At 70.9% G+C, this 17,998-nt stretch carries 17 protein-coding genes; 10 read left to right on the top strand and 7 right to left on the bottom strand.

The genetic code is table 11. From position 1 onward, the window contains the following. Positions 1 to 34 precede the first annotated feature (34 nt). The 3 genes from glgA (at position 35) to ACPEEZ_RS07215 (ending at position 2,421) form a co-directional block, all read left to right on the top strand. Entirely contained in the window at positions 35 to 1,219 is a 1,185-nt protein-coding gene (gene glgA / locus ACPEEZ_RS07225; RefSeq protein ID WP_423924078.1) for a glycogen synthase, read from the top strand. Between the two features lie 10 nt (positions 1,220 to 1,229). Next, a complete protein-coding gene (locus tag ACPEEZ_RS07220) occupies positions 1,230 to 2,015 on the top strand; it encodes an ABC transporter ATP-binding protein (RefSeq protein ID WP_423924077.1) in 786 nt (261 codons plus the stop codon). Between the two features lie 157 nt (positions 2,016 to 2,172). Beyond that, positions 2,173 to 2,421 carry a type B 50S ribosomal protein L31 gene (locus ACPEEZ_RS07215; RefSeq protein WP_423924076.1) on the top strand — a complete coding sequence of 83 codons (249 nt, stop codon included), beginning with the start codon at positions 2,173 to 2,175 and terminating at the stop codon, positions 2,419 to 2,421. A 90-nt stretch (positions 2,422 to 2,511) separates the two neighbouring features. Here ACPEEZ_RS07215 and ACPEEZ_RS07210 read toward each other — a convergent pair whose 3' ends face one another. Then, complete coding sequence (locus ACPEEZ_RS07210; RefSeq protein ID WP_423924204.1) at positions 2,512 to 3,234, bottom strand: 3'-5' exonuclease; 723 nt, start codon at positions 3,232 to 3,234, stop codon at positions 2,512 to 2,514. 54 nt (positions 3,235 to 3,288) lie between these two features. Beyond that, on the bottom strand, positions 3,289 to 5,028 hold the full coding sequence (gene treS, locus ACPEEZ_RS07205; RefSeq protein WP_423924075.1) for a maltose alpha-D-glucosyltransferase: 1,740 nt from the start codon (positions 5,026 to 5,028) through the stop codon (positions 3,289 to 3,291). Between the two features lie 107 nt (positions 5,029 to 5,135). Between treS and ACPEEZ_RS07200 the strand changes: the two genes are divergently transcribed. Together ACPEEZ_RS07200 and ACPEEZ_RS07195 are read left to right on the top strand one after the other, a co-directional pair. Continuing rightward, positions 5,136 to 6,032 (top strand): alpha/beta fold hydrolase, encoded by an 897-nt coding sequence (locus tag ACPEEZ_RS07200; RefSeq protein ID WP_423924074.1) that lies wholly within the window; start codon positions 5,136 to 5,138, stop codon positions 6,030 to 6,032. Further along, the gene (locus ACPEEZ_RS07195) at positions 6,029 to 7,132 is read left to right on the top strand and encodes a glycosyltransferase family 4 protein (protein WP_423924073.1); all 1,104 of its coding nucleotides are present in this window, start codon (positions 6,029 to 6,031) and stop codon (positions 7,130 to 7,132) included. The genes ACPEEZ_RS07200 and ACPEEZ_RS07195 overlap by 4 nt, the downstream gene beginning before the upstream one ends. On the opposite strand, the gene ACPEEZ_RS07190 is transcribed toward ACPEEZ_RS07195, so the two are convergent. Both ACPEEZ_RS07190 and ACPEEZ_RS07185 read right to left on the bottom strand, forming a co-directional pair. Then, positions 7,129 to 7,770 carry a histidine phosphatase family protein gene (locus ACPEEZ_RS07190; RefSeq protein WP_423924072.1) on the bottom strand — a complete coding sequence of 214 codons (642 nt, stop codon included), beginning with the start codon at positions 7,768 to 7,770 and terminating at the stop codon, positions 7,129 to 7,131. The genes ACPEEZ_RS07195 and ACPEEZ_RS07190 overlap by 4 nt on opposite strands. 32 nt (positions 7,771 to 7,802) lie before the next feature. Further along, on the bottom strand, positions 7,803 to 8,648 hold the full coding sequence (locus tag ACPEEZ_RS07185) for a Sir2 family NAD-dependent protein deacetylase (protein ID WP_423924071.1): 846 nt from the start codon (positions 8,646 to 8,648) through the stop codon (positions 7,803 to 7,805). A gap of 100 nt (positions 8,649 to 8,748) precedes the next feature. Between ACPEEZ_RS07185 and ACPEEZ_RS07180 the strand changes: the two genes are divergently transcribed. Both ACPEEZ_RS07180 and ACPEEZ_RS07175 read left to right on the top strand, forming a co-directional pair. Continuing rightward, a complete protein-coding gene (locus tag ACPEEZ_RS07180; protein ID WP_423924070.1) occupies positions 8,749 to 9,594 on the top strand; it encodes a TrmH family RNA methyltransferase in 846 nt (281 codons plus the stop codon). Continuing rightward, positions 9,591 to 10,847, top strand: a complete 1,257-nt coding sequence (locus ACPEEZ_RS07175) for a D-alanyl-D-alanine carboxypeptidase family protein (RefSeq protein WP_423924069.1) — start codon at positions 9,591 to 9,593, stop codon at positions 10,845 to 10,847. Before ACPEEZ_RS07180 ends, ACPEEZ_RS07175 begins: the two co-directional genes overlap by 4 nt. 27 nt (positions 10,848 to 10,874) lie before the next feature. Here the strand turns inward: ACPEEZ_RS07175 and ACPEEZ_RS07170 are convergent, their stop codons facing one another. Then, entirely contained in the window at positions 10,875 to 11,663 is a 789-nt protein-coding gene (locus ACPEEZ_RS07170) for an SGNH/GDSL hydrolase family protein (RefSeq protein WP_423924068.1), read from the bottom strand. 23 nt (positions 11,664 to 11,686) lie between these two features. Here ACPEEZ_RS07170 and ACPEEZ_RS07165 point away from each other — a divergent pair, with 23 nt between their 5' ends. The 3 genes from ACPEEZ_RS07165 to ACPEEZ_RS07155 all read left to right on the top strand — a co-directional run bounded on the left by ACPEEZ_RS07165 (position 11,687) and on the right by ACPEEZ_RS07155 (position 16,213). After that, the gene (locus ACPEEZ_RS07165; RefSeq protein WP_423924067.1) at positions 11,687 to 12,877 is read left to right on the top strand and encodes an acyl-CoA dehydrogenase family protein; all 1,191 of its coding nucleotides are present in this window, start codon (positions 11,687 to 11,689) and stop codon (positions 12,875 to 12,877) included. Positions 12,878 to 12,947: 70 nt separating this feature from the next. Beyond that, complete coding sequence (gene dinB, locus ACPEEZ_RS07160) at positions 12,948 to 14,321, top strand: DNA polymerase IV (protein ID WP_423924066.1); 1,374 nt, start codon at positions 12,948 to 12,950, stop codon at positions 14,319 to 14,321. A gap of 122 nt (positions 14,322 to 14,443) precedes the next feature. Then, positions 14,444 to 16,213, top strand: a complete 1,770-nt coding sequence (locus tag ACPEEZ_RS07155; RefSeq protein ID WP_423924203.1) for a DEAD/DEAH box helicase — start codon at positions 14,444 to 14,446, stop codon at positions 16,211 to 16,213. Positions 16,214 to 16,414: 201 nt separating this feature from the next. Here the strand turns inward: ACPEEZ_RS07155 and ACPEEZ_RS07150 are convergent, their stop codons facing one another. Next, on the bottom strand, positions 16,415 to 16,885 hold the full coding sequence (locus ACPEEZ_RS07150; protein ID WP_423924065.1) for a hypothetical protein: 471 nt from the start codon (positions 16,883 to 16,885) through the stop codon (positions 16,415 to 16,417). Between the two features lie 93 nt (positions 16,886 to 16,978). After that, on the bottom strand, positions 16,979 to 17,998 hold the full coding sequence (locus tag ACPEEZ_RS07145; RefSeq protein WP_423924064.1) for a glycine betaine ABC transporter substrate-binding protein: 1,020 nt from the start codon (positions 17,996 to 17,998) through the stop codon (positions 16,979 to 16,981).

Genomic DNA, 17,998 nt, shown 5'->3' with positions numbered 1-17,998 from the left:
CACGATTCGCCGCCGCCCGACTACGGTGAGGGACGTGCGAGTCGATGTCATCACCAAGGAATATCCGCCGAACGTCTACGGGGGAGCGGGCGTCCACGTCGTCGAGCTCGTCAAGGCCCTGCGCCAGAGGATCGACGTCCGGGTCCGCGCCTTCGGTGAGATCGACGCCGAGGACGGCTCGACGGGCTACCCCGACCTCGCCGAGTTGGCCGCGTCCAACGGCGCTCTGAAGACCCTCGGGGTCGACGTCAGCATGGCGCAGGACGTCGCCGGTGCCGACATCGTGCACAGCCACACCTGGTACGCGAACGCCGCCGGGCAGCTGGCGCAGATGCTGCACGACGTCCCGCACGTGCTCACCGCGCACAGCCTCGAGCCGCTCCGCCCCTGGAAGGCCGAGCAGCTGGGAGGCGGCTACCGCGTCTCGAGCTGGATCGAGCGCCAGGCCTACGAGACGGCCGATGCCGTCATCGCCGTCTCCGACGGCATGCGTCGCGACATCCTCCGTTCTTATCCCGGTATCGACGAGTCCAAGGTCTCGGTCGTCTACAACGGCATCGACCTCGACGGCTGGCAGCGCGTCGACGACACGCAGGTGCTGCGTGATCTGGGTATCGACCCCGACCGCCCCACCGTCGTGTTCGTCGGACGCATCACGAGGCAGAAGGGTCTGCCGTACCTGCTCCGGGCCGCGAAGCTGCTGCCCGCCGACGTCCAGCTCGTGCTCTGCGCAGGCGCCCCCGACACCCCGGAGATCATGGCGGAGGTCTCGGGTCTCGTCCGCGACCTGCAGGAGGAGCGAACCGGCGTGGTCTGGATCGAGCGCGTCCTGCCGCGCCACGAGCTCAGCGCCGTGTTGAGCGCCGCCACGACGTTCGTCTGCCCGTCGATCTACGAGCCCCTGGGCATCGTGAACCTCGAGGCCATGGCGTGTGGCGTACCCGTCGTCGGCTCGGACACCGGTGGCATCCCCGAGGTCGTCGCCGACGGCCTCACCGGACGCATCGTGCCCCTCGAGCAGGTCCAGGACGGCACGGGCACGCCCATCGACCCCGATCGGTTCGTCCGCGACCTGGCCGCGACGCTGACCGAGGTCGTCTCGGACCCTGGCCTGGCCCGTCTGATGGGACGCGCCGGGCGACTCCGTGCCGAGGAGGAGTTCTCCTGGGAGCGGATCGCCGACCGGACCCTCCAGGTCTACGACGGCCTGCTCAACTAGGCTGTCGATCATGCCTACGGTTCTGCAGCTCACCGATGTCTCCATCGTCAGAAACGGCACCCCGATCGTCGATTCGGTCTCCTGGACGGTCGACTCGGACGAGCGTTGGGTCGTCCTCGGCCCGAACGGCGCGGGCAAGACCACGCTGCTCCAGATCGCCGCGGCGCAGACGCATCCGAGCTCGGGTCGTGCCGAAGTCCTCGATGGCGACCTGGGCACGGTCGACCTGTTCGACCTGCGTCCCCGCATCGGTTACGCCTCGACGTCGATCGCCCGCCGCCTCCCGCCGAAGGAGAAGGTCGTCGACGTCGTCCTGACCGCCGCCTACTCGGTGACCGGCCGGTGGAACGAGGAGTACGACACCGTCGACGTCCGGCGCGCCCACCGCGTGCTCGACGAGTGGAGCCTCGGTCACCTGGCCGAGCGCACGTTCGGCGAGCTGAGCGACGGCGAGCAGAAGCGCGTCCAGATCGCCCGCTCGGTGATGACCGACCCCGAGCTGTTGCTGCTCGACGAGCCGGCAGCGAGCCTCGACCTGGGCGCCCGTGAAGAGCTGCTCTCCATGCTGTCGGGCTACGCGCTCTCGGAAGGCGCCCCGGCCATCGTCATGGTGACCCACCACGTGGAGGAGATCCCGCGCGGCTTCACCCACGCGCTCCTGCTCGACCACGGTCGCGTCGTCTCGGCGGGGCCCCTCTCCGAGGTCATCACCTCGGAGACACTCGGCTCGACGTTCGGCCTCGACCTCGTCGTCGAGGAGCACGGCGGGCGCTACACGGCCCGCGCCGCCTCCTGACGCGGCGGTCGCGGCATTCCCGCCCCGCGCCTCCTTCGCAGGCGGTCGACGATCTGGTATCGTTGACAGCTGGCCCGCAAGGCCTCTCGAACTCCTGCTCGACGGCTTCCGCTCGACAGCACCGTCCCACCACACGCACGCTATCCCTAGGACAATCATGAAGACCGACATCCACCCCGAGTACGCACCGATCGTCTTCCGCGACCTCGCGTCGGGCGCCACGTTCCTCACGCGCTCCACGGCCACCAGCGACAAGACCATCGAGCTCGACGGTGAGACCTACCCGGTCATCGACGTCGAGATCTCGTCGGAGTCGCACCCGTTCTACACGGGCAAGCAGCGCATCCTCGACTCGGCCGGCCGCGTCGAGAAGTTCAACTCGCGCTACAAGGGCTTCGGCAAGTAATCACTTCGGCTCACGCCGCACACAAGGGCGGTCGACTTCGGTCGGCCGCCCTTTCGCATGCCCCGCATCGACGACGTGGCGACGTCGGTCTCAGCCGGTGACGGTGCGCATCGGCCATTCGCCGTACGCGGTGAAAGCCGGGTCCTTCCGGCGCATGTACTCCTGGAAGCTCGCCGCCTGTGTTCCGCACCAGCCGACCTGGAGGTCGTGCAGATCGGTGATCGGCACGTCGAGCTTGTCGGGGAACTTCTGCGCGAGGGCCTGCGCGACGCGACCGGCGGCGATGGCATCGGCCCCCGCGTCGTGCGCGTCGTCGAGCACGACGCCGTAGACGCCGGCCGCGGCCTCGAGGGTGCGCTTGCCCTTGCGGTACGTGTCGACCGCCTTGTCGATCACGAGCGGGTCGACGACGCACCCGATGTCACCGATCTCGCCGAGCGGTTCGAGACCGTGACGACGCGCCTCGCGATCGAGCAGGGTCAGGTCGTAGGGCGCGTTGTAGACGACGAGTGGCACGCCCCTGGCGAAGACCGCGCGGATGGCGGCGATCACCTCGGCGACGACCTCGGCCGCCGGCCGGCCGTCGGCCCGAGCCTGCTCGGTCGAGATGCCGTGCACGGCGCTGGCCTGGGCGGGGATCTCGACGCCGGGGTCGGCCAACCAGGCACCGTGGGCGATGGAGGCGCCGGTCGCGTCGATCAGCCCGACGTGCGCCGTGACGATGCGAGCCGTCTCGACGTCGATGCCCGTCGTCTCGAGATCGAAGACGCCGAGCGCCTGCCACCAGGACGGCGGGAGGGCCCCGCCGGGCACGTCGGCCGGGTCGATCGTCGTCTCGTCAGTCACAGTCGTGGTCACTCCTCGATGCTACGAGGCACCACCGACGACGCCCTGCCCGGTGTTCGGCACGTCGCCGACGTGCAGCCAGAAGAAGGCCTGGGTGCCGAGGGTGAGGGTCACCGAGCCGTTCTCGTCGAAGCTCGGGAACTGACCGCCGCCGAACAGGTCGTACAGCGTCCGCCCGGCGTACTCGGGTGCCGAGATGGTGACCGACGCCGGGTTGTGCGCGAACGAGAACACGCAGAGCACGTCCTCGGCCGAGTCGCCGAACTGGGTGCCGGAGCCCTCGTACGAGCGCACGAACGCGAGGACCGACTCGTGGTCCGTCTCGACCATCTCGAGTTCGCCGAGCCCGAACGCAGGATGGGCCTTGCGCACGTGGATGACATTCCGCACCCAGTGCAGCAGCGACCGTGACTGCGCGAGCTGGCTCTCGACGTTCGTGAGCGTGTAGTTGTAGACGAGCGACTGCACGACGGGCAGGAACAGCTTGCCGGGGTCGGCCGTGGAGAAGCCGGCGTTGCGGTCGGGGGTCCACTGCATCGGTGTGCGCGACGAGTCGCGGTCGGGCAGCCAGATGTTGTCGCCCATGCCGATCTCGTCGCCGTAGTACAGGAACGGGCTACCCTTGAGGGAGAAGAGCAGCGCGTGCACGAGCTCGAGCTCGGCCCGGGAGTTGTCGAGCAGCGGGGCCAGGCGGCGACGGATGCCGATGTTCGAACGCATGCGGGGGTCGTACGCGTACCAGCCGTACATGGCCTGGCGGTACTCCTCGCTCACCATCTCGAGCGTGAGCTCGTCGTGGTTCCGCAGGAACACGGCCCAGGCGGCTCCCGGCGGCACCTCGGTGGTCTCGGACAGGATGCGCTTGAGCTCTTGCGCGTGCTGCGCCCTCAACGAGTAGAAGATGCGGGGCATGACAGGGAAGTCGAAGGCCATGTGGCACTCGGGCTCGTCCTCGGTGCCGAAGAAGGCCGCCGTCTCGGCGGGCCACTGGTTCGCCTCGGCGATCAGCACGCGACCGGGGAACTCCTCGTCGACCATCGCGCGGAGTCGCTTGATGAACTCGTGCGTCGCCGGCTCGCCCTCGCCGTTGCCCTCCTCGGTCTCGAAGAGATAGGGGATCGCGTCGAGACGGAGCCCGTCGACGCCCATCGACAACCAGTGCCGGACCACGTCGAACACGGCCTCCTGCACGGCCGGGTTCTCGAAGTTGAGGTCGGGCTGGTGCGAGAAGAACCGGTGGAAGAAGAACTGGCGTCGGACCGGGTCGAACGTCCAGTTCGACTCCTCGGTGTCGACGAAGATGACGCGGATGTTCGAGTACTCCTCGTCGGTGTCGCGCCAGACGTAGAAGTCGCCGTAGGGGCCGTCGGGGTCCTCGCGCGACTGCTGGAACCATTCGTGCTGGTCGGACGTGTGGTTGAGCACCATGTCGATGACGATGCGCATGTTGCGCTCGTGCGACTTCGTGACGAGGTCGCGGAACTCGTCCAGGGTGCCGAACTCGGGCAGGATCGCCTTGTAGTCCTGGATGTCGTAGCCACCGTCGCGGAGGGGCGACTGGAAGAACGGCGGCAACCACAGGGCGTCCACTCCGAGCCACTGCAGGTAGTCGAGCCGCGAGAGCAGCCCCTGCAGGTCGCCGGCGCCGTCGCCGTTGCTGTCGACGAACGACCGGACCATCACCTCGTAGAACACGGCGCGACGGTGCCAGTTGGGATCGAGGGTCAGACCGGGCAGCTGGATCGGGGCAGTGAAGCTCACCCGGCCAACTCTAGGACGCCGAGGGCGCGCTCGCGCAGGCGACATGGACGAATGTCGGGAAGGCGGGCTCCGGGTGCACCGCAAGCCGCGCCTCCTAGACTTGCCGGGTGATCGTCCGAGAGCCCCGCGTCCCGTCCCCGTACCGCCATCGGCTCGACGCCCTGCCCACCCGGGAGGCCCGGGTCGACGTGGCCGGTTCGGACACCTGGTACTGGACGTACGGCGACGACGACGCGCCCGTGACCATCGTCGCCGTGCACGGTTTCCGGGGCGAGCACCACGGCCTGGAGCCGGTCGTGGCGCACCTCAAGGGCGTCCGCGTCATCATGCCCGACCTGCCCGGCTTCGGCGAGTCGTCGCCCCTGCGCGGCGAGCACAGCGTCGCCGCCTACGCGGCCTGGCTGGAGGAATTCGTGACCGCGCTCGGACTCGGCGACGACATCGTCGTGCTGGGGCACTCGTTCGGCTCGATCGTCGCGTCGGCCGCCCTCGCCGACGGACTCCCGGCCCGGCGACTCGTGCTGGTGAACCCCATCGCGGCCCCCGCGCTGTCGGGGCCGCGGGGCATCCTCACGCGGCTCGCCGTCTTCTACTACTGGGCCGGCGCCGCGCTGCCCGAGCGAGCCGGCCAGAGCCTGCTGCGCAACGCGGCCGTCGTCCGCATCATCAGCCAGGCGATGGTCAAGACGAGTGACCGGCAGCTGCGCCGCTGGGTGCACGATCAGCACGACAGCTACTTCTCGCGCTTCACCGACCGGCGGGTCGTGCTCGACGCGTTCCGCGCCTCCGTGTCGAGCGACGTCAGCACGTACGCTTCGCGTGTCACGGTCCCCACCCTGCTGATCGCGGCCGATCGGGACGACATCACCGCACTGCCGGCGCAGTACGCCCTGCAGAAGCTGTTCCCCTCGGCCGAACTGACCGTCATCGCCGGTGTCGGGCACCTCATCCACTACGAGAAGCCGCAGGAGGCGGCGGTCGCCGTCACGGGGTTCGTCTCGTGAGGATCGTGGTCGACTGCCGCTACGTGCGGGTCGGTCGGCACGACGGGATCAGCCGCTTCACGGCCGGTGTCGTCGGCGCCCTGGCCGAGCGTCATGAGGTCACGATGCTCGTCAGCGACATCCGACAGCTCGAGAAGCTGCCGGACCAGCCCCACGCCCTGGTCACCGACCCGACCAGCCCGCTCGAACCGCTCGTCGCCCGGCGTGTCAACCGCCTGAAGCCCGATGTCGTCTGGTCGCCGATGCAGACGATGGGCTCGTGGGGCCGGCGCTACGCGCTCGTCCTGACGCTGCACGACCTCATCTACTACACCAATCGGACACCGCCGCCCGAGTTCGCGGCGCCGATCCGCCTGCTCTGGCGCCTCTACCACCTGGCGTGGTGGCCGCAGAGGGTCCTGCTGAACCGGGCCGACGCAGTCGTGACCGTGAGCGGGACGACGCGCGACGAGATGCGCCGTCACCGCCTGACGAAGCGCCCCGTGACCGTGGTGTCGAACGCCGCCGACCCCGTCGACGACGCCCCCGAGCGCACGAGCCCCGAGCGACGCGACCTCGTCTACATGGGCTCGTTCATGCCGTACAAGAACGTCGCCGCCCTGGTCCGCGCCCTGCCCCTGCTCGACGGATACCGTCTGCACCTGATGAGCCGGGTGAGCGACCGGGAGCGTGCCTCCCTCTCGGCCCTCGCCCCGCAGGGCACCCTCGTCTTCCACGACGGAGCCGACGACTCCGAGTACCGGGAGGCGCTGCTCCGGGCGACCGCGGTCGTCACCGCGTCGCGCGCCGAGGGCTTCGGCATCCCGCTCGTCGAGGGCATGGCCCTCGGCACGCCGGCGGTCGTCAGCGACATCCCGATCTTCCGGGAGATCGGCGGCGACGCGGCGATCTACTTCGACCCGGAGTCGCCCGCCTCGATCGCGGCGGCCGTGCGGAGACTCGAGGGGGAGTGGGCCGATCGCTCGGCTGCCTCCCTGCGTCAGGCCGCGGGGTTCAGCTGGACGACATCGGCCGACGTGCTGCTCGACCTGCTCGAGCGGGTGGGCTCGGCCTCGTCGATGCGAGACCGTCGGCGCGGCCGATCGTCGAACGACCGCTAGTCGTCGCCGGGCGCCGCCTCGAGCGCATTCTGGTAGTCGAAGTCGAACGTACCGGGGCGCTCGGACTCGACCTCGATCGGGTCGTCGAACTCGCGCAGGGTCAGATCGTCGCCGAGCAGCTCGAACGAGTGGATCGACCCGTTGCGGATCGGCACCCCGAGATGCGCGTCGGTGTCGGGCGACACGTGGTTGACGACCGCGCGGATGACGGCGCCGTGCGTGGCGACGACGAGCGCGCCTCCTTCGGCCTCGCGACCCGCCCGGACCAGGGCGGGCAGCACCCGTCGGAGCAGGGCGGCGCGGCTCTCCCGTCCGGGCACGGGGGCGCCGTCGGGGAACCTCTGCTCGATCTCGGCAGCCGTGAGGCCCTCGGCCTCGCCATAGCGTCGCTCGGCGATGTCGGGCACGGCGACGGGCGCGGGGAGCCCGAGTCGCTCGGCGATGAGCGACCCCGTCTCGAACGCGCGCGACAGCGGGCTCGCGACGACACCGACGAAGCGCCGGCGCGCCAGCAGGTCTCCGGCCTCGCGCGCCTGCGCCCGGCCGAGGTCGTTCAACGGGATGTCGGTCGAGCCCTGGATGCGGCGGGCCGCGTTCCAGTCGGTCTCGCCATGGCGGACGAGGTACAACAGCGTCATCTGATCCTCCGGTCGTCGGCCGGACGGGATCGTCAGACGATCAGGCGTTCGGCCAGGGCAGTCAGGGTCTCCGACGTGCCGGCGTTCAGCTTAACCGTCGCCCGGTTGTCGCCCTTGGTCGCGCCGCGGTTGACGATGACGACCGGCATCCGCCGGCGGATGGCCTGGTCGAGGAGGCGGATACCCGAGTTGACGGCGAGTGACGACCCCGCGATGACGAGGGCCTCGGCCCCGACGACCATGGCCCGCGCCTCGGCGAACCGCTCGACGGGGACCAACTCGCCGAAGAAGACGACGTCGGGTTTGAGCACCCCGCCGCAGACGGTGCACTCGGGCACGACGAACGAGTCGATGTCGTCCACCTCGACATCGCCGTCGGGTGCCAGCCTGATCTGCTCGGGCTGGTCGATCCACGGGTTCGCCGCGCTGAGGCGGGCCGCCACCATGTCGCGGGCGAAGGACTGGCCGCAGGTCAGGCAGACGACACGGTCGACCGTGCCGTGCAGGTCGACCACCCGGGCCGACCCCGCGCGAGCGTGCAGGTTGTCGACGTTCTGGGTGATCACGCCGTTCGTCACGCCGGCCCGCTCGAGGGACGCCAGCGCCCGGTGACCGTCGTTCGGGCCGGACGCGGCGAAGGTCTTCCAGCCGAGGTGGCTGCCCGCCCAGTACCGCTTGCGATAGCGGGTATCGGCCAGGAACTGCTGGAAGGTCATGGGGTTGCGCGGCGGCGCGCCCTCGCCGCGATAGTCGGGGATGCCGGAGTCGGTGCTGATGCCCGCGCCGGTGAGGACGGCGACACGCCGCCCCGCCAGCACCGCCGCGGCGTCGTCGATCGTGCCCTGGGCGGCCTGCTCGGCCGTGGTCGCGTTCGGCACGGGTTCTCCTTCGGTGCGGTGACGTTAGCCTAAACGTCGACTCTTTCCGATTTGTTTCCGACGGCCGCCCATCCGCTCGGAGTGGACGCCCAGGAGCGCCGTGCGCATCACCCGCATCACCGACCTCGACCACGTCGACCTCGCCGACTACAACCGGTTGACGGACGTCGCGCTGCGGCGCGTCACCGAACCCGAGGGCGGCCTCTACATCGCCGAATCGAGCAAGGTGATCGAGCGGGCCCTGCGTGCCGGCCATCGACCCCGGTCCGTCCTACTCACCGAGCGGTGGCTCGCCGACCTCGAGCCGCTCGTCACCGACTACGACGGGCAAATCTTCGTCGGCGATGCAGCCCTGCTCGAGACGCTGACGGGCTACCACCTGCATCGCGGCGCCCTGGCGGCCATGCACCGCCCCGAGCTGCCGAGCGTGGCCGACGTCGTCCGCGACGCCCGCCGCGTCGTCGTGCTGGAGGACATCGTCGACCACACCAACGTCGGGGCGATCTTCCGGGCGGTGGCCGGTCTCGGTGCCGACGCCGTCCTCGTCACGCCCCGCTGCGCCGACCCGCTCTACCGCCGCAGTGTGCGCGTGAGCATGGGGACGGTGCTCCAGGTGCCCTGGACGCGCCTCCCGGACTGGCCCGAGGGCGCGGACCTGCTGCACGAGCACGGATTCGAGATCGCGGCGCTCGCCCTGAGCGACGACGCGGTGACCCTCGACGCCTACGCGGCCGCGCCTCCGGAGCGGGTCGCACTGCTCCTCGGCACGGAAGGGGACGGCCTCAGCCGACACGCCCTCCAGGCCTGCGACACCGTGGTCACGATCCCGATGCTGCACGGTGTCGACAGTCTGAACGTCGCCGCCGCGTCGGCCGTGGCGCTCTGGGCGCTGCGCGTGCCCGGTGCGGCCGCGCCGGCCTCGCCGGGCGACCGGGCCGGCTCATGAGCGGCCCCGAGACCGGGTCCGCGACCGTCACGCGACGTCGTGCCCTCCGGAGGCGCGGGCCGGGTCTGATCGCGCTGCTCGCGCTGGTCGTCGCGGTCGGCGTGTACCTCCCGCTCACGCTCGCCACGCCGTTGGCCCCGGCCGCGGCGGAGACGGCGCGCTACCAGGCGCCCCAGGAGTCCAGCCCCGCCCTGACCTTCCCGCCGTACGGCGCCACGGCCGTCAAGGCGCTCGGCTACGAGCACAGCCTGACGACGAGCGGCGACGACGAGCCGCGGTCGATCGCGAGCATCAGCAAGGTCGTCACGGCCCTCGTCGTGCTGGAGGCGAAGCCGCTCGACGGCGGCGACGGGCCCACGATCACCATCGACCCCGCGGCGGCGGCACTCCGCGCGCAGTACCTCCAGGTCGACGGCAAGGTCGCGCCGATGAGCGTCGGCCAGACGTTCACCGAGCGCCAGATGCTCGAGGTCGCTCTGATCGAGTCGGCCAACAACTACGCCGGGGCCCTCGCCCAATGGGCATTCGGCAGCGACGCGGCCTACGCGGCCGCCGCGACGACCTGGTTGGCCGAGAACGGCCTGCACGCCACCACGATCGTCGAACCCACCGGCCTGTCGGCGCAGAACACGAGCACCGCCACCGACCTCGTCACGCTCGGCACGCTCGCCCTGCAGAACGAGACCGTGTCGGCGATCGTCAACACCGCGTCGACCACCGTCCCCGGTGTCGGCACGATCGAGAACAGCAACGAGCTGCTCGGTCTGGACGGCGTCAAGGGCATCAAGACGGGCACGCTCGACGCCGCCGGCGCGTGCCTGCTGTTCGCGGCCGACTACCGCATCGCCGACACGACCGTGACCGTGGTCGGCGTGATGCTCGGCGGCAAGGACCACCCGTCGCTCGACGCCGACGTGCAGGCGCTGCTCGGCAGCGTGACGAAGAGGTTCCAGACCCTGACCCTCACGACCCGGGGCAGCGAGTTCGCGCACTACGACGCGCCGTGGGGCGCGTCGGCGAACGCCGTCGCGGCGCAGGACGCGAGTGTGCTCGCCTGGGGGGACGAGACGGTCACGGCGTCCATCACGACCGACGAGGTCGGCTCGGGCGCCCGGGGGGCGACGGTCGGCCGTGTCACGTTCTCGATCGGGGACGGCCAGAAGGCCGAGGTCCCGCTCCGACTCGACCGGGCACTGGTCGAGCCCGATGCCTGGTGGCGTCTGACGCACCCGGGGGTCGTGCTCGGAGGGTGACCCGCCCGGGCCGCCGACCCGTGCCTCCTACGCTTCGTCCCGGTAGATCATCGTGACGGCCTCGGGGCGCTTGGGCCGCAGACCGTCCCCGGACGACTGGTGCCGGATGCGACGGACGACCCACGGCACGAGGTACTCGCGGGCCCAGCCCATGTCCTCCGCCCGGGCGACGCGCCACGGTCGGCGTTGGAGCGGCTCGGGCGCGTAGGCCTCGAGGTCGTTCTCGACGGCCATCGAGGCGAGCACCATGCGGGCGATGGTGTGGTGCCCCAGCGGGCTGAAGTGGAGTCGGTCGGGAGCCCACATGCGCGGATCCGCGAGCTCGCGGAGCGCCCACATGTCGGCCACGACGGCGTCGTGCCGCAAGGCGATGGCGTGCACGTGCTCGTTGTAGATCGCGACCTTGCCCCGGAGTCGACCCAGCACGGGGGTGAGCCCGATGTCGGGCCCGGTGAACACCACGACGGTGGCGCCCTGGGACGACAGCCTCTCGATCAGCCCCTCGAAGCCGGCCGCCACCTCGTCGGGATCGGTGCCGGGGCGGATGATGTCGTTGCCGCCGGCGGAGACGGTGATGAGGTCGGGGCGCAGGGCGAGTGCGGCCTCGGCCTGCTCGTCGATGATCTGCTGCAGGAGGCGGCCCCGGACGGCGAGGTTCGCATAGGCGAAGTCGTCGGTGGAGGCCCCGAGCACCTCGGCGACCCGGTCGGCCCATCCTCGATGACCACCGGGGGAGCGCTCCTCCGGGTCCCCGATCCCCTCGGTGAAGGAGTCGCCGATGGCGACATAACGCGACCACGGGTGTTGCTGACTCATGACTCCAAACTACCCTCGGTCCCGTGACGACCACACGCGCAGACCAGGCCCGTCCGGGATCCGCACCGGAGACGTTGTTGGACGACGAGCTCCTCGGGCGGCTCCGGGGACGGGCGGGCGGCTACGACCGCGACAACGCCTTCCCCCACGAGGATCTCGACGAGCTGCGCGACCGCGGCTACCTCGCCCTCTTCGTGCCGACCGAGTACGGGGGAGCGGGTCTCGGGCTGGCCGACGTCGCCGCCCTGCAGAGCAGGCTCGCGGAGGCGGCGCCCGCGACGGCCCTGGCGATCAACATGCACCTCGTCTGGACCGGCTGCGCGGCCGTGCTGCGGGCCCGAGGCGACGACTCGCTCGACCGCGTGCTGCGCGAGGCGGCGGACGGCGAGGTGTTCGCGTTCGGGGTCAGCGAGCCGGGCAACGACCTCGTGCTGTTCGACTCCGTGACATCGGCGGAGTCGCTCCCCGACGGGGCCTACCGCCTCACGGGCACGAAGATCTTCACGTCGCTCTCGCCCGTGTGGACCCGGCTCGGCGTGTTCGGCCGGGACGACGGCGACCCCGATGCACCGATGCTCGTACACGGCTTCGTCACGCGCGACCAGCCGGGTCACGAGTCGCTCGGGGACTGGGACACGATCGGCATGCGCGCGACGCAGAGTCACACGACGCGACTGACCGGTGCCGAGGTGCCGGCCGAGCGCATCGTGCGCGTCCTGCCCGTCGGCCCGAGCGCCGACCCCCTGGTGTTCGGCATCTTCGCGGTGTTCGAGACCTTGATCGCGGCGGTCTACCGGGGGATCGCCCGCCGGGCCGTCGCCCTGGCCGTCGAAGCCGCCTCGACGAAGACCTCGAGACGATCCGGAGGCGCGGTGCAGGCCCTCGACCCGATCGTGCGCTGGCGGGTGGCGGACGCCGCCATCGCGCTCGACGGCCTGGAGCCGCAGGTCGACACGATCGCGCGCGACGTCGACACGATCGTCGATCACGGCGCCGACTGGTTCCCCCGCCTCGTCGGCCTGAAGACCCGGGCCACCGAGACCGCGCGGAGTGTCGTGGAGCAGGCCGTCACCGTCGTCGGCGGCGCCTCGTATCGCTCCTCGTCCGAGCTGGGTCGCCTGCAGCGTGACGTCCTCGCCGGGAGGTTCCACCCCTCGAGCACCGACTCCGCCCACGCGACGGTGGCCGCCCGGCTGCTCGGTCCGATGCCCTGAACCGGCCGCCCCGCCGCGAGGTCCGACGGCCACGAGCGACGATGTCGGCGGCTCGTGTGAGGATCGACGCGTGAGCAAACAGGACGGCAGCGGGCGCCAGGTCACCAGCGTGCCCACCGACGACGCGACGGCGCCCGTCCTCCACGTCGACATGGACGCGTTCTTCGCGTCGGTCGAACTGCTCGACCATCCCGAGCTGCGGGGGCTGCCCGTCGTGATCGGGCATCGGTCCGATCGATCCGTCGTGACGGCCGCCACCTACGAGGCCCGCAAGTTCGGCGTGAACTCGGCCATGCCGATGGCGATCGCGCTCCGCCGGTGCCCCCAGGCGATCGTCCTCGAGCCGCACTTCGAGAAGTACCGCCACTACTCCCAGCTCGTCATGTCGATGTTCGACGACGTGACGCCGATGGTCGAACGCCTCGGTATCGACGAGGCGTTCCTCGACGTGCGAGGCTCGATCCGTCTGCTCGGCTCGCCGTTCGCCATCGCGACCGAGTTGCGCCGCCGCGTGCACGCCGAGACCGGCCTCCACTGCAGCGTCGGCGCGGCCTCGACGAAGTTCGTCGCGAAGATGGCCTCCGGGGTCGCCAAACCCGACGGTCTCCTCATCGTCCCGCACTCCGAGACGCTCGCGTTCCTGCACCCTCGCCCCCTCAGCTCGCTCTGGGGGGTCGGCGGCAAGACCGAGGAGGTCCTCACGAGACTCGGTCTCCGCACCATCGGCGACGTCGCGGCCACGCCGCTCGACACCCTCGTCCTCGCCGTCGGGCCGGCGGCGGGCGCGAAACTTCACGATCTCTCCTGGGGACGCGACGAGCGCCGGGTCACGACCGAGAGCGAGGAGAAGAGCGTCGGCCACGAGGTCACCTTCGAGCACGACGTCGTCGACCCCGCGGTGATCCGCCGAGAGCTGCTCCGCCTCAGCGACAAGGTCGCGGTGCGGCTTCGCGCCGCCGGTCTGAGCGGTCGCACGGTCGTGCTCAAACTGCGCACCGGCGACTTCGCGACGATCACCCGGTCGCGCACGCTGGCCGACCCGACGGATCTCGGGCGACGCATCTTCGAGGAGGTGCGTTCGGTCTACGAGGCCACGGGAAAACAGCACGAGCGCATCCGGCTCGTCGGTGTCCGCATGGAGCAGCTCTCCGCCGGCTCGGGCGACCTCTCGGTCGGCCTCTGGGACGACGACGCCGACTGGCGCGAGGCCGAGACGACGATGGATGCGTTGCGCGCCCGCTTCGGTGCCGCCTCCCTCACACCGGCGTCCCTCCTGACGAGCGGCAAGCGGCGACGCGACACCCTCGTGAGCAACGATCCGCGCACCGATGATCCCGATGCCACGAGACCACGCCGACGCGGAGACGGCGCGGCCGCCGACCGCTCACCCGGCGCGACCCGCGACGAGGGCCGCCACGCCGAGCGCGACCCCCGTCGCGGGTAGAGTGTCGTCAAGTGAGTACCGCGCACGCATTCGACCCGGCCTCCGGCGACGACCGCGACCGGACGACCCCGGGGGCGGCCTCGTCGGCCGACGGAGACGCCACACTCGACCTCGGCGAGACCGTGGGCAACTCGGCTGCCGAGCACCTCTCGCCGGCGTTCCCCGAGCGAGCCGCCTGGGGCACCGCGAGCAAGCTGCGGGCCTGGCAGGCCGAGGCGCTCGAGCAGTACTTCGCCACGTCGCCGCGTGACTTCCTCGCGGCGGCGACACCCGGAGCCGGCAAGACGACGTTCGCCCTCCGACTGGCCACCGAACTGCTGTCCCGCGGCGAGATCGACCGGGTCACCGTCGTGGCACCCACCGAGCATCTGAAGCGCCAGTGGGCCGACGCGGCCGACCGGGTCAACCTCCGGCTCGACCCCATGTTCAAGAACGCCGACGGCACCTTCGGTCGGCATTACCACGGCGTCGCCGTCACCTACGCGCAGGTCGGTATGAAGCCCGAGGTGCACAAGGCCATCACCGACGCCGGGCGCACGCTCGTCATCCTCGACGAGGTCCACCACGGCGGCGACGCCCTCAGCTGGGGCGACGGCATCCGCGAGGCGTTCGGCTCGGCGACCAGGCGCCTCTCGTTGACCGGTACACCCTTCCGCTCCGACACCGCCCCGATCCCGTTCGTGCGGTACTCGCCCGACGAGCACGGCATCCGCACCTCGCAGTCCGACTACGCGTACGGCTACGGCCGCGCCCTCGCCGACGGGGTGGTCCGGCCCGTCCTGTTCATGGCCTACGCGGGGCAGATGCGCTGGCGCACCCGCATGGGCGACGAGATGAGCGCGTCCCTGGGCGAGGCCGTGACGAAGGACATCACGGCCCAGGCGTGGCGCACGGCCCTCTCTCCCCAGGGCGACTGGATACCCGCGGTGCTGTCCGCCGCCGACAAGCGGTTGACCGAGGTACGTCGCGGCGTCCCCGACGCGGGCGGTCTCGTCATCGCCACCGACCACACCGCCGCCCGCACGTACGCCGCCGTGCTGCAGAAGCTGACGGGGGAGCGGCCGACCGTCGTGCTCTCCGACGAGAAGGCGGCCAGCGATCGCATCCAGGCGTTCTCCGACGGCGACAGCCGGTGGATGGTCGCGGTCCGCATGGTGTCCGAGGGCGTCGACGTGCCCCGGCTCGCGGTCGGCGTCTACGCGACGTCCGCCTCCACCCCCCTGTTCTTCGCCCAGGTCATCGGACGATTCGTCCGGGCCCGGCGCCGCGGCGAGACGGCCTCCGTCTTCCTGCCGAGCGTGCCGAGCCTGATGGCCCTGGCCGGCCAGCTCGAGCTGGAGCGAGACCACGCCCTCGACCGACCCGCGTCGGCCGACGACGGCATCTTCGCGCCCGAAGAAGACATGATGGCCGCGGCCAACCGCGAGGAGAAGGCCTCGAGTCTGCTCGAGCAGCAACCCTTCGAGGCGCTCGACTCGCAGGCCTCGTTCGACCGGGTGCTCTACGACGGGGGCGAGTTCGGCACCGGCGGTGACATCGGCAGCCTCGAGGAGCTCGACTTCATCGGTATCCCCGGCCTGCTCGAACCCGACCAGGTGCGCGACCTGCTTCGGCAGCGTCAGGCGACCCAGGCGAAGCGCTCGAAGAAGAACGGCATGCCGACCGTGCCGCCGGTCGCCGAGAATCGTCCGCTGTACCAGACCATCAAAGAACAGCGTCAAGAGCTCAGCCGACTGGTCTCGATCTGGTCGCGGCACTCCAACGAGCCGCACGGAGCGATCCACGCCGAGCTGCGCCGCATCAGCGGTGGGCCGTCCGTCGCCCAGGCGAGCACCGACCAGATCCAGAAGCGCATCGACGTCCTGCGCGGGCGCATCGGCAACAAGCGCTGACCCGTCACGCGCACCGACTGCGGCCCGGGCCCGGTCCCGGGGCCTGGCGCGTCGGCGCGTACCCTTGAGGTCGTGCTCGAACAGACCTCTCCCGACACCTGGCTCGTCCGGCGTGGTCTCGACTCGGCGCCCGAGGCCACGGTGACGTCCTTCGGGGGCGGCTACCGCCTCCTGCGCTGGTCGTTGCTCGAGGCCGAGCAGTCACCGCTCGGTGTCTACACCTCGGCCGAGCTCGCCGAGACGGCCTGGTGGCGTCACGTCGACGGCGAGGTCGTCGACCCCCGCGGCGGCGCAGCAGACGACGTCGACGAGGTCGACTGAGAGCCGATCGGCACACTCTCGCAGCGTGCGGGCCCAGTCGCGGTCGCGCGCGACCCGCCCGTGCGCAGGCGGCCACTCGATCACGGCGGCGATGGACGCGGCGCCGAACTCCTCGGCCACGCGGGCCAGCGATGCGAGCAGGTGTTCGACCTCCCGCACGTCGGGCCGTCCGGGGCCGACGTCGAGCGGCACGACCATCGGCAGCTGCACGCCGTCGCGGTCGAAGAACAGCACCCAGAGCTGCCGCCGGATGGCCACCGGCACGAGCTCTCGGGCGATCGCGAGCACATCGGCCCGGCTGACGGCCGGCCGAGGGGACGGAGGGCGGGCGGGTGCAGAGAGGGCGGTCATGTGCCCAGGGTCTCGCCGCCGCGGCACGCCCCGGCGACAGCACACAGGGCCGGTCGACACGACCGGCCCTGTGGAGGACTCACTCCGCGTCGATCAGGGACGCGAGATGAAGCCCTGCGTCACCATCCAGTCGAACGCGACGTCCGCGGGCTCCTCGCCGCCGACGTCGACGCGGAGGTTCAGCTGGCGCAGCTCCGTGTCCGTCAGCGCGGGCGAGATCGCGTCGTACACGTCCGCGAGCTGCGGGTACTCCTCCAGCGTCTTCGACGACAGCACCGGGGCGGCGTTGTAGGCAGGGAAGAACCCCTGGTCGTCGTCGAGCACGCTGAGATCGAGCGAGTCGATCCGGCCATCGGTCGTGAACACCTCGCCGAAGTTGCAGCGCCCCCGATCGGTGGCGGTGTAGACCGTGCCCGTGTCGAGGATGCTGACATTGCTCGTCGGCACGCCGTCCGGGCTGCCGAGGGTCAGACCGTAGTGCTCCAGCATCGGCTTGAAGCCGTCCGCCCGGGAGTTGAACTCCGCCTCGACGCAGAACGTTCGCTGGTCGACCGGCAGCTCGGCGATCTGCGAGAGGGTCGTGATCCCACCTAGCTCGGGCACCGCCTCCGACCGGACCGCCATGGCGTAGGTGTTGTTCAGCGGGGCGGGCGGCAACCAGGTCAAGCCGTTCTCGGCGTCCGCGTCGCGGACGGCCTCGTACTGCTCGGCCTGGTCCGGGATGCCGGCATCCTCGCCGAGGTAGGTCAGCCACGCGGTGCCGGTGTACTCGTACGTCATGTCGGCCTGACCCTCGAGCATGAGCTGCCGCACGGCGACACTGCCGGGCACGTTCGTCATGTCGGTGACCTCGAAACCGGCCGCGGTCGCGGCGAGCACGGCGATCTTGCCGAGCACCAACTGCTCCGTGAAGTTCTTCGCCGTCACGGTGATGGCGGCGTCCTCGGGCAGACCGTCGACGGGCTTGATCGAACCCGAGGCGACGGCGGGCACGAACGACGTCGCCGGTTGCAGACCGCACCCGGTGAGGGCGAGACCCGCCACCGCGATCGTTCCGATGGCCAAGGAGGCGCGGCGCAGCCGGCGAGGACGCTTCTGGGTGAAGACGGCCAT

Source organism: Frigoribacterium sp. 2-23 (assembly GCF_049601585.1).
Classification (GTDB): Bacteria; Actinomycetota; Actinomycetes; order Actinomycetales; family Microbacteriaceae; genus Frigoribacterium.
Note: the sequence above shows the minus strand (reverse complement) of the source record. Positions and strands in the feature narration are given on the sequence as shown.

Excerpts from the sequence above, each read along its gene's own strand:
- ACPEEZ_RS07220 (WP_423924077.1), top strand. The coding sequence starts at position 1,230 with ATGCCTACGGTTCTGCAGCTCACCGATGTCTCCATCGTCAGAAACGGC.
- ACPEEZ_RS07215 (WP_423924076.1), top strand. The coding sequence starts at position 2,173 with ATGAAGACCGACATCCACCCCGAGTACGCACCGATCGTCTTCCGCGAC.
- ACPEEZ_RS07190 (WP_423924072.1), bottom strand. The coding sequence starts at position 7,770 with ATGACGCTGTTGTACCTCGTCCGCCATGGCGAGACCGACTGGAACGCG.
- ACPEEZ_RS07175 (WP_423924069.1), top strand. The coding sequence starts at position 9,591 with ATGAGCGGCCCCGAGACCGGGTCCGCGACCGTCACGCGACGTCGTGCC.
- ACPEEZ_RS07170 (WP_423924068.1), bottom strand. The coding sequence starts at position 11,663 with ATGAGTCAGCAACACCCGTGGTCGCGTTATGTCGCCATCGGCGACTCC.
- ACPEEZ_RS07150 (WP_423924065.1), bottom strand. The coding sequence starts at position 16,885 with ATGACCGCCCTCTCTGCACCCGCCCGCCCTCCGTCCCCTCGGCCGGCC.
- ACPEEZ_RS07145 (WP_423924064.1), bottom strand. The coding sequence starts at position 17,998 with ATGGCCGTCTTCACCCAGAAGCGTCCTCGCCGGCTGCGCCGCGCCTCC.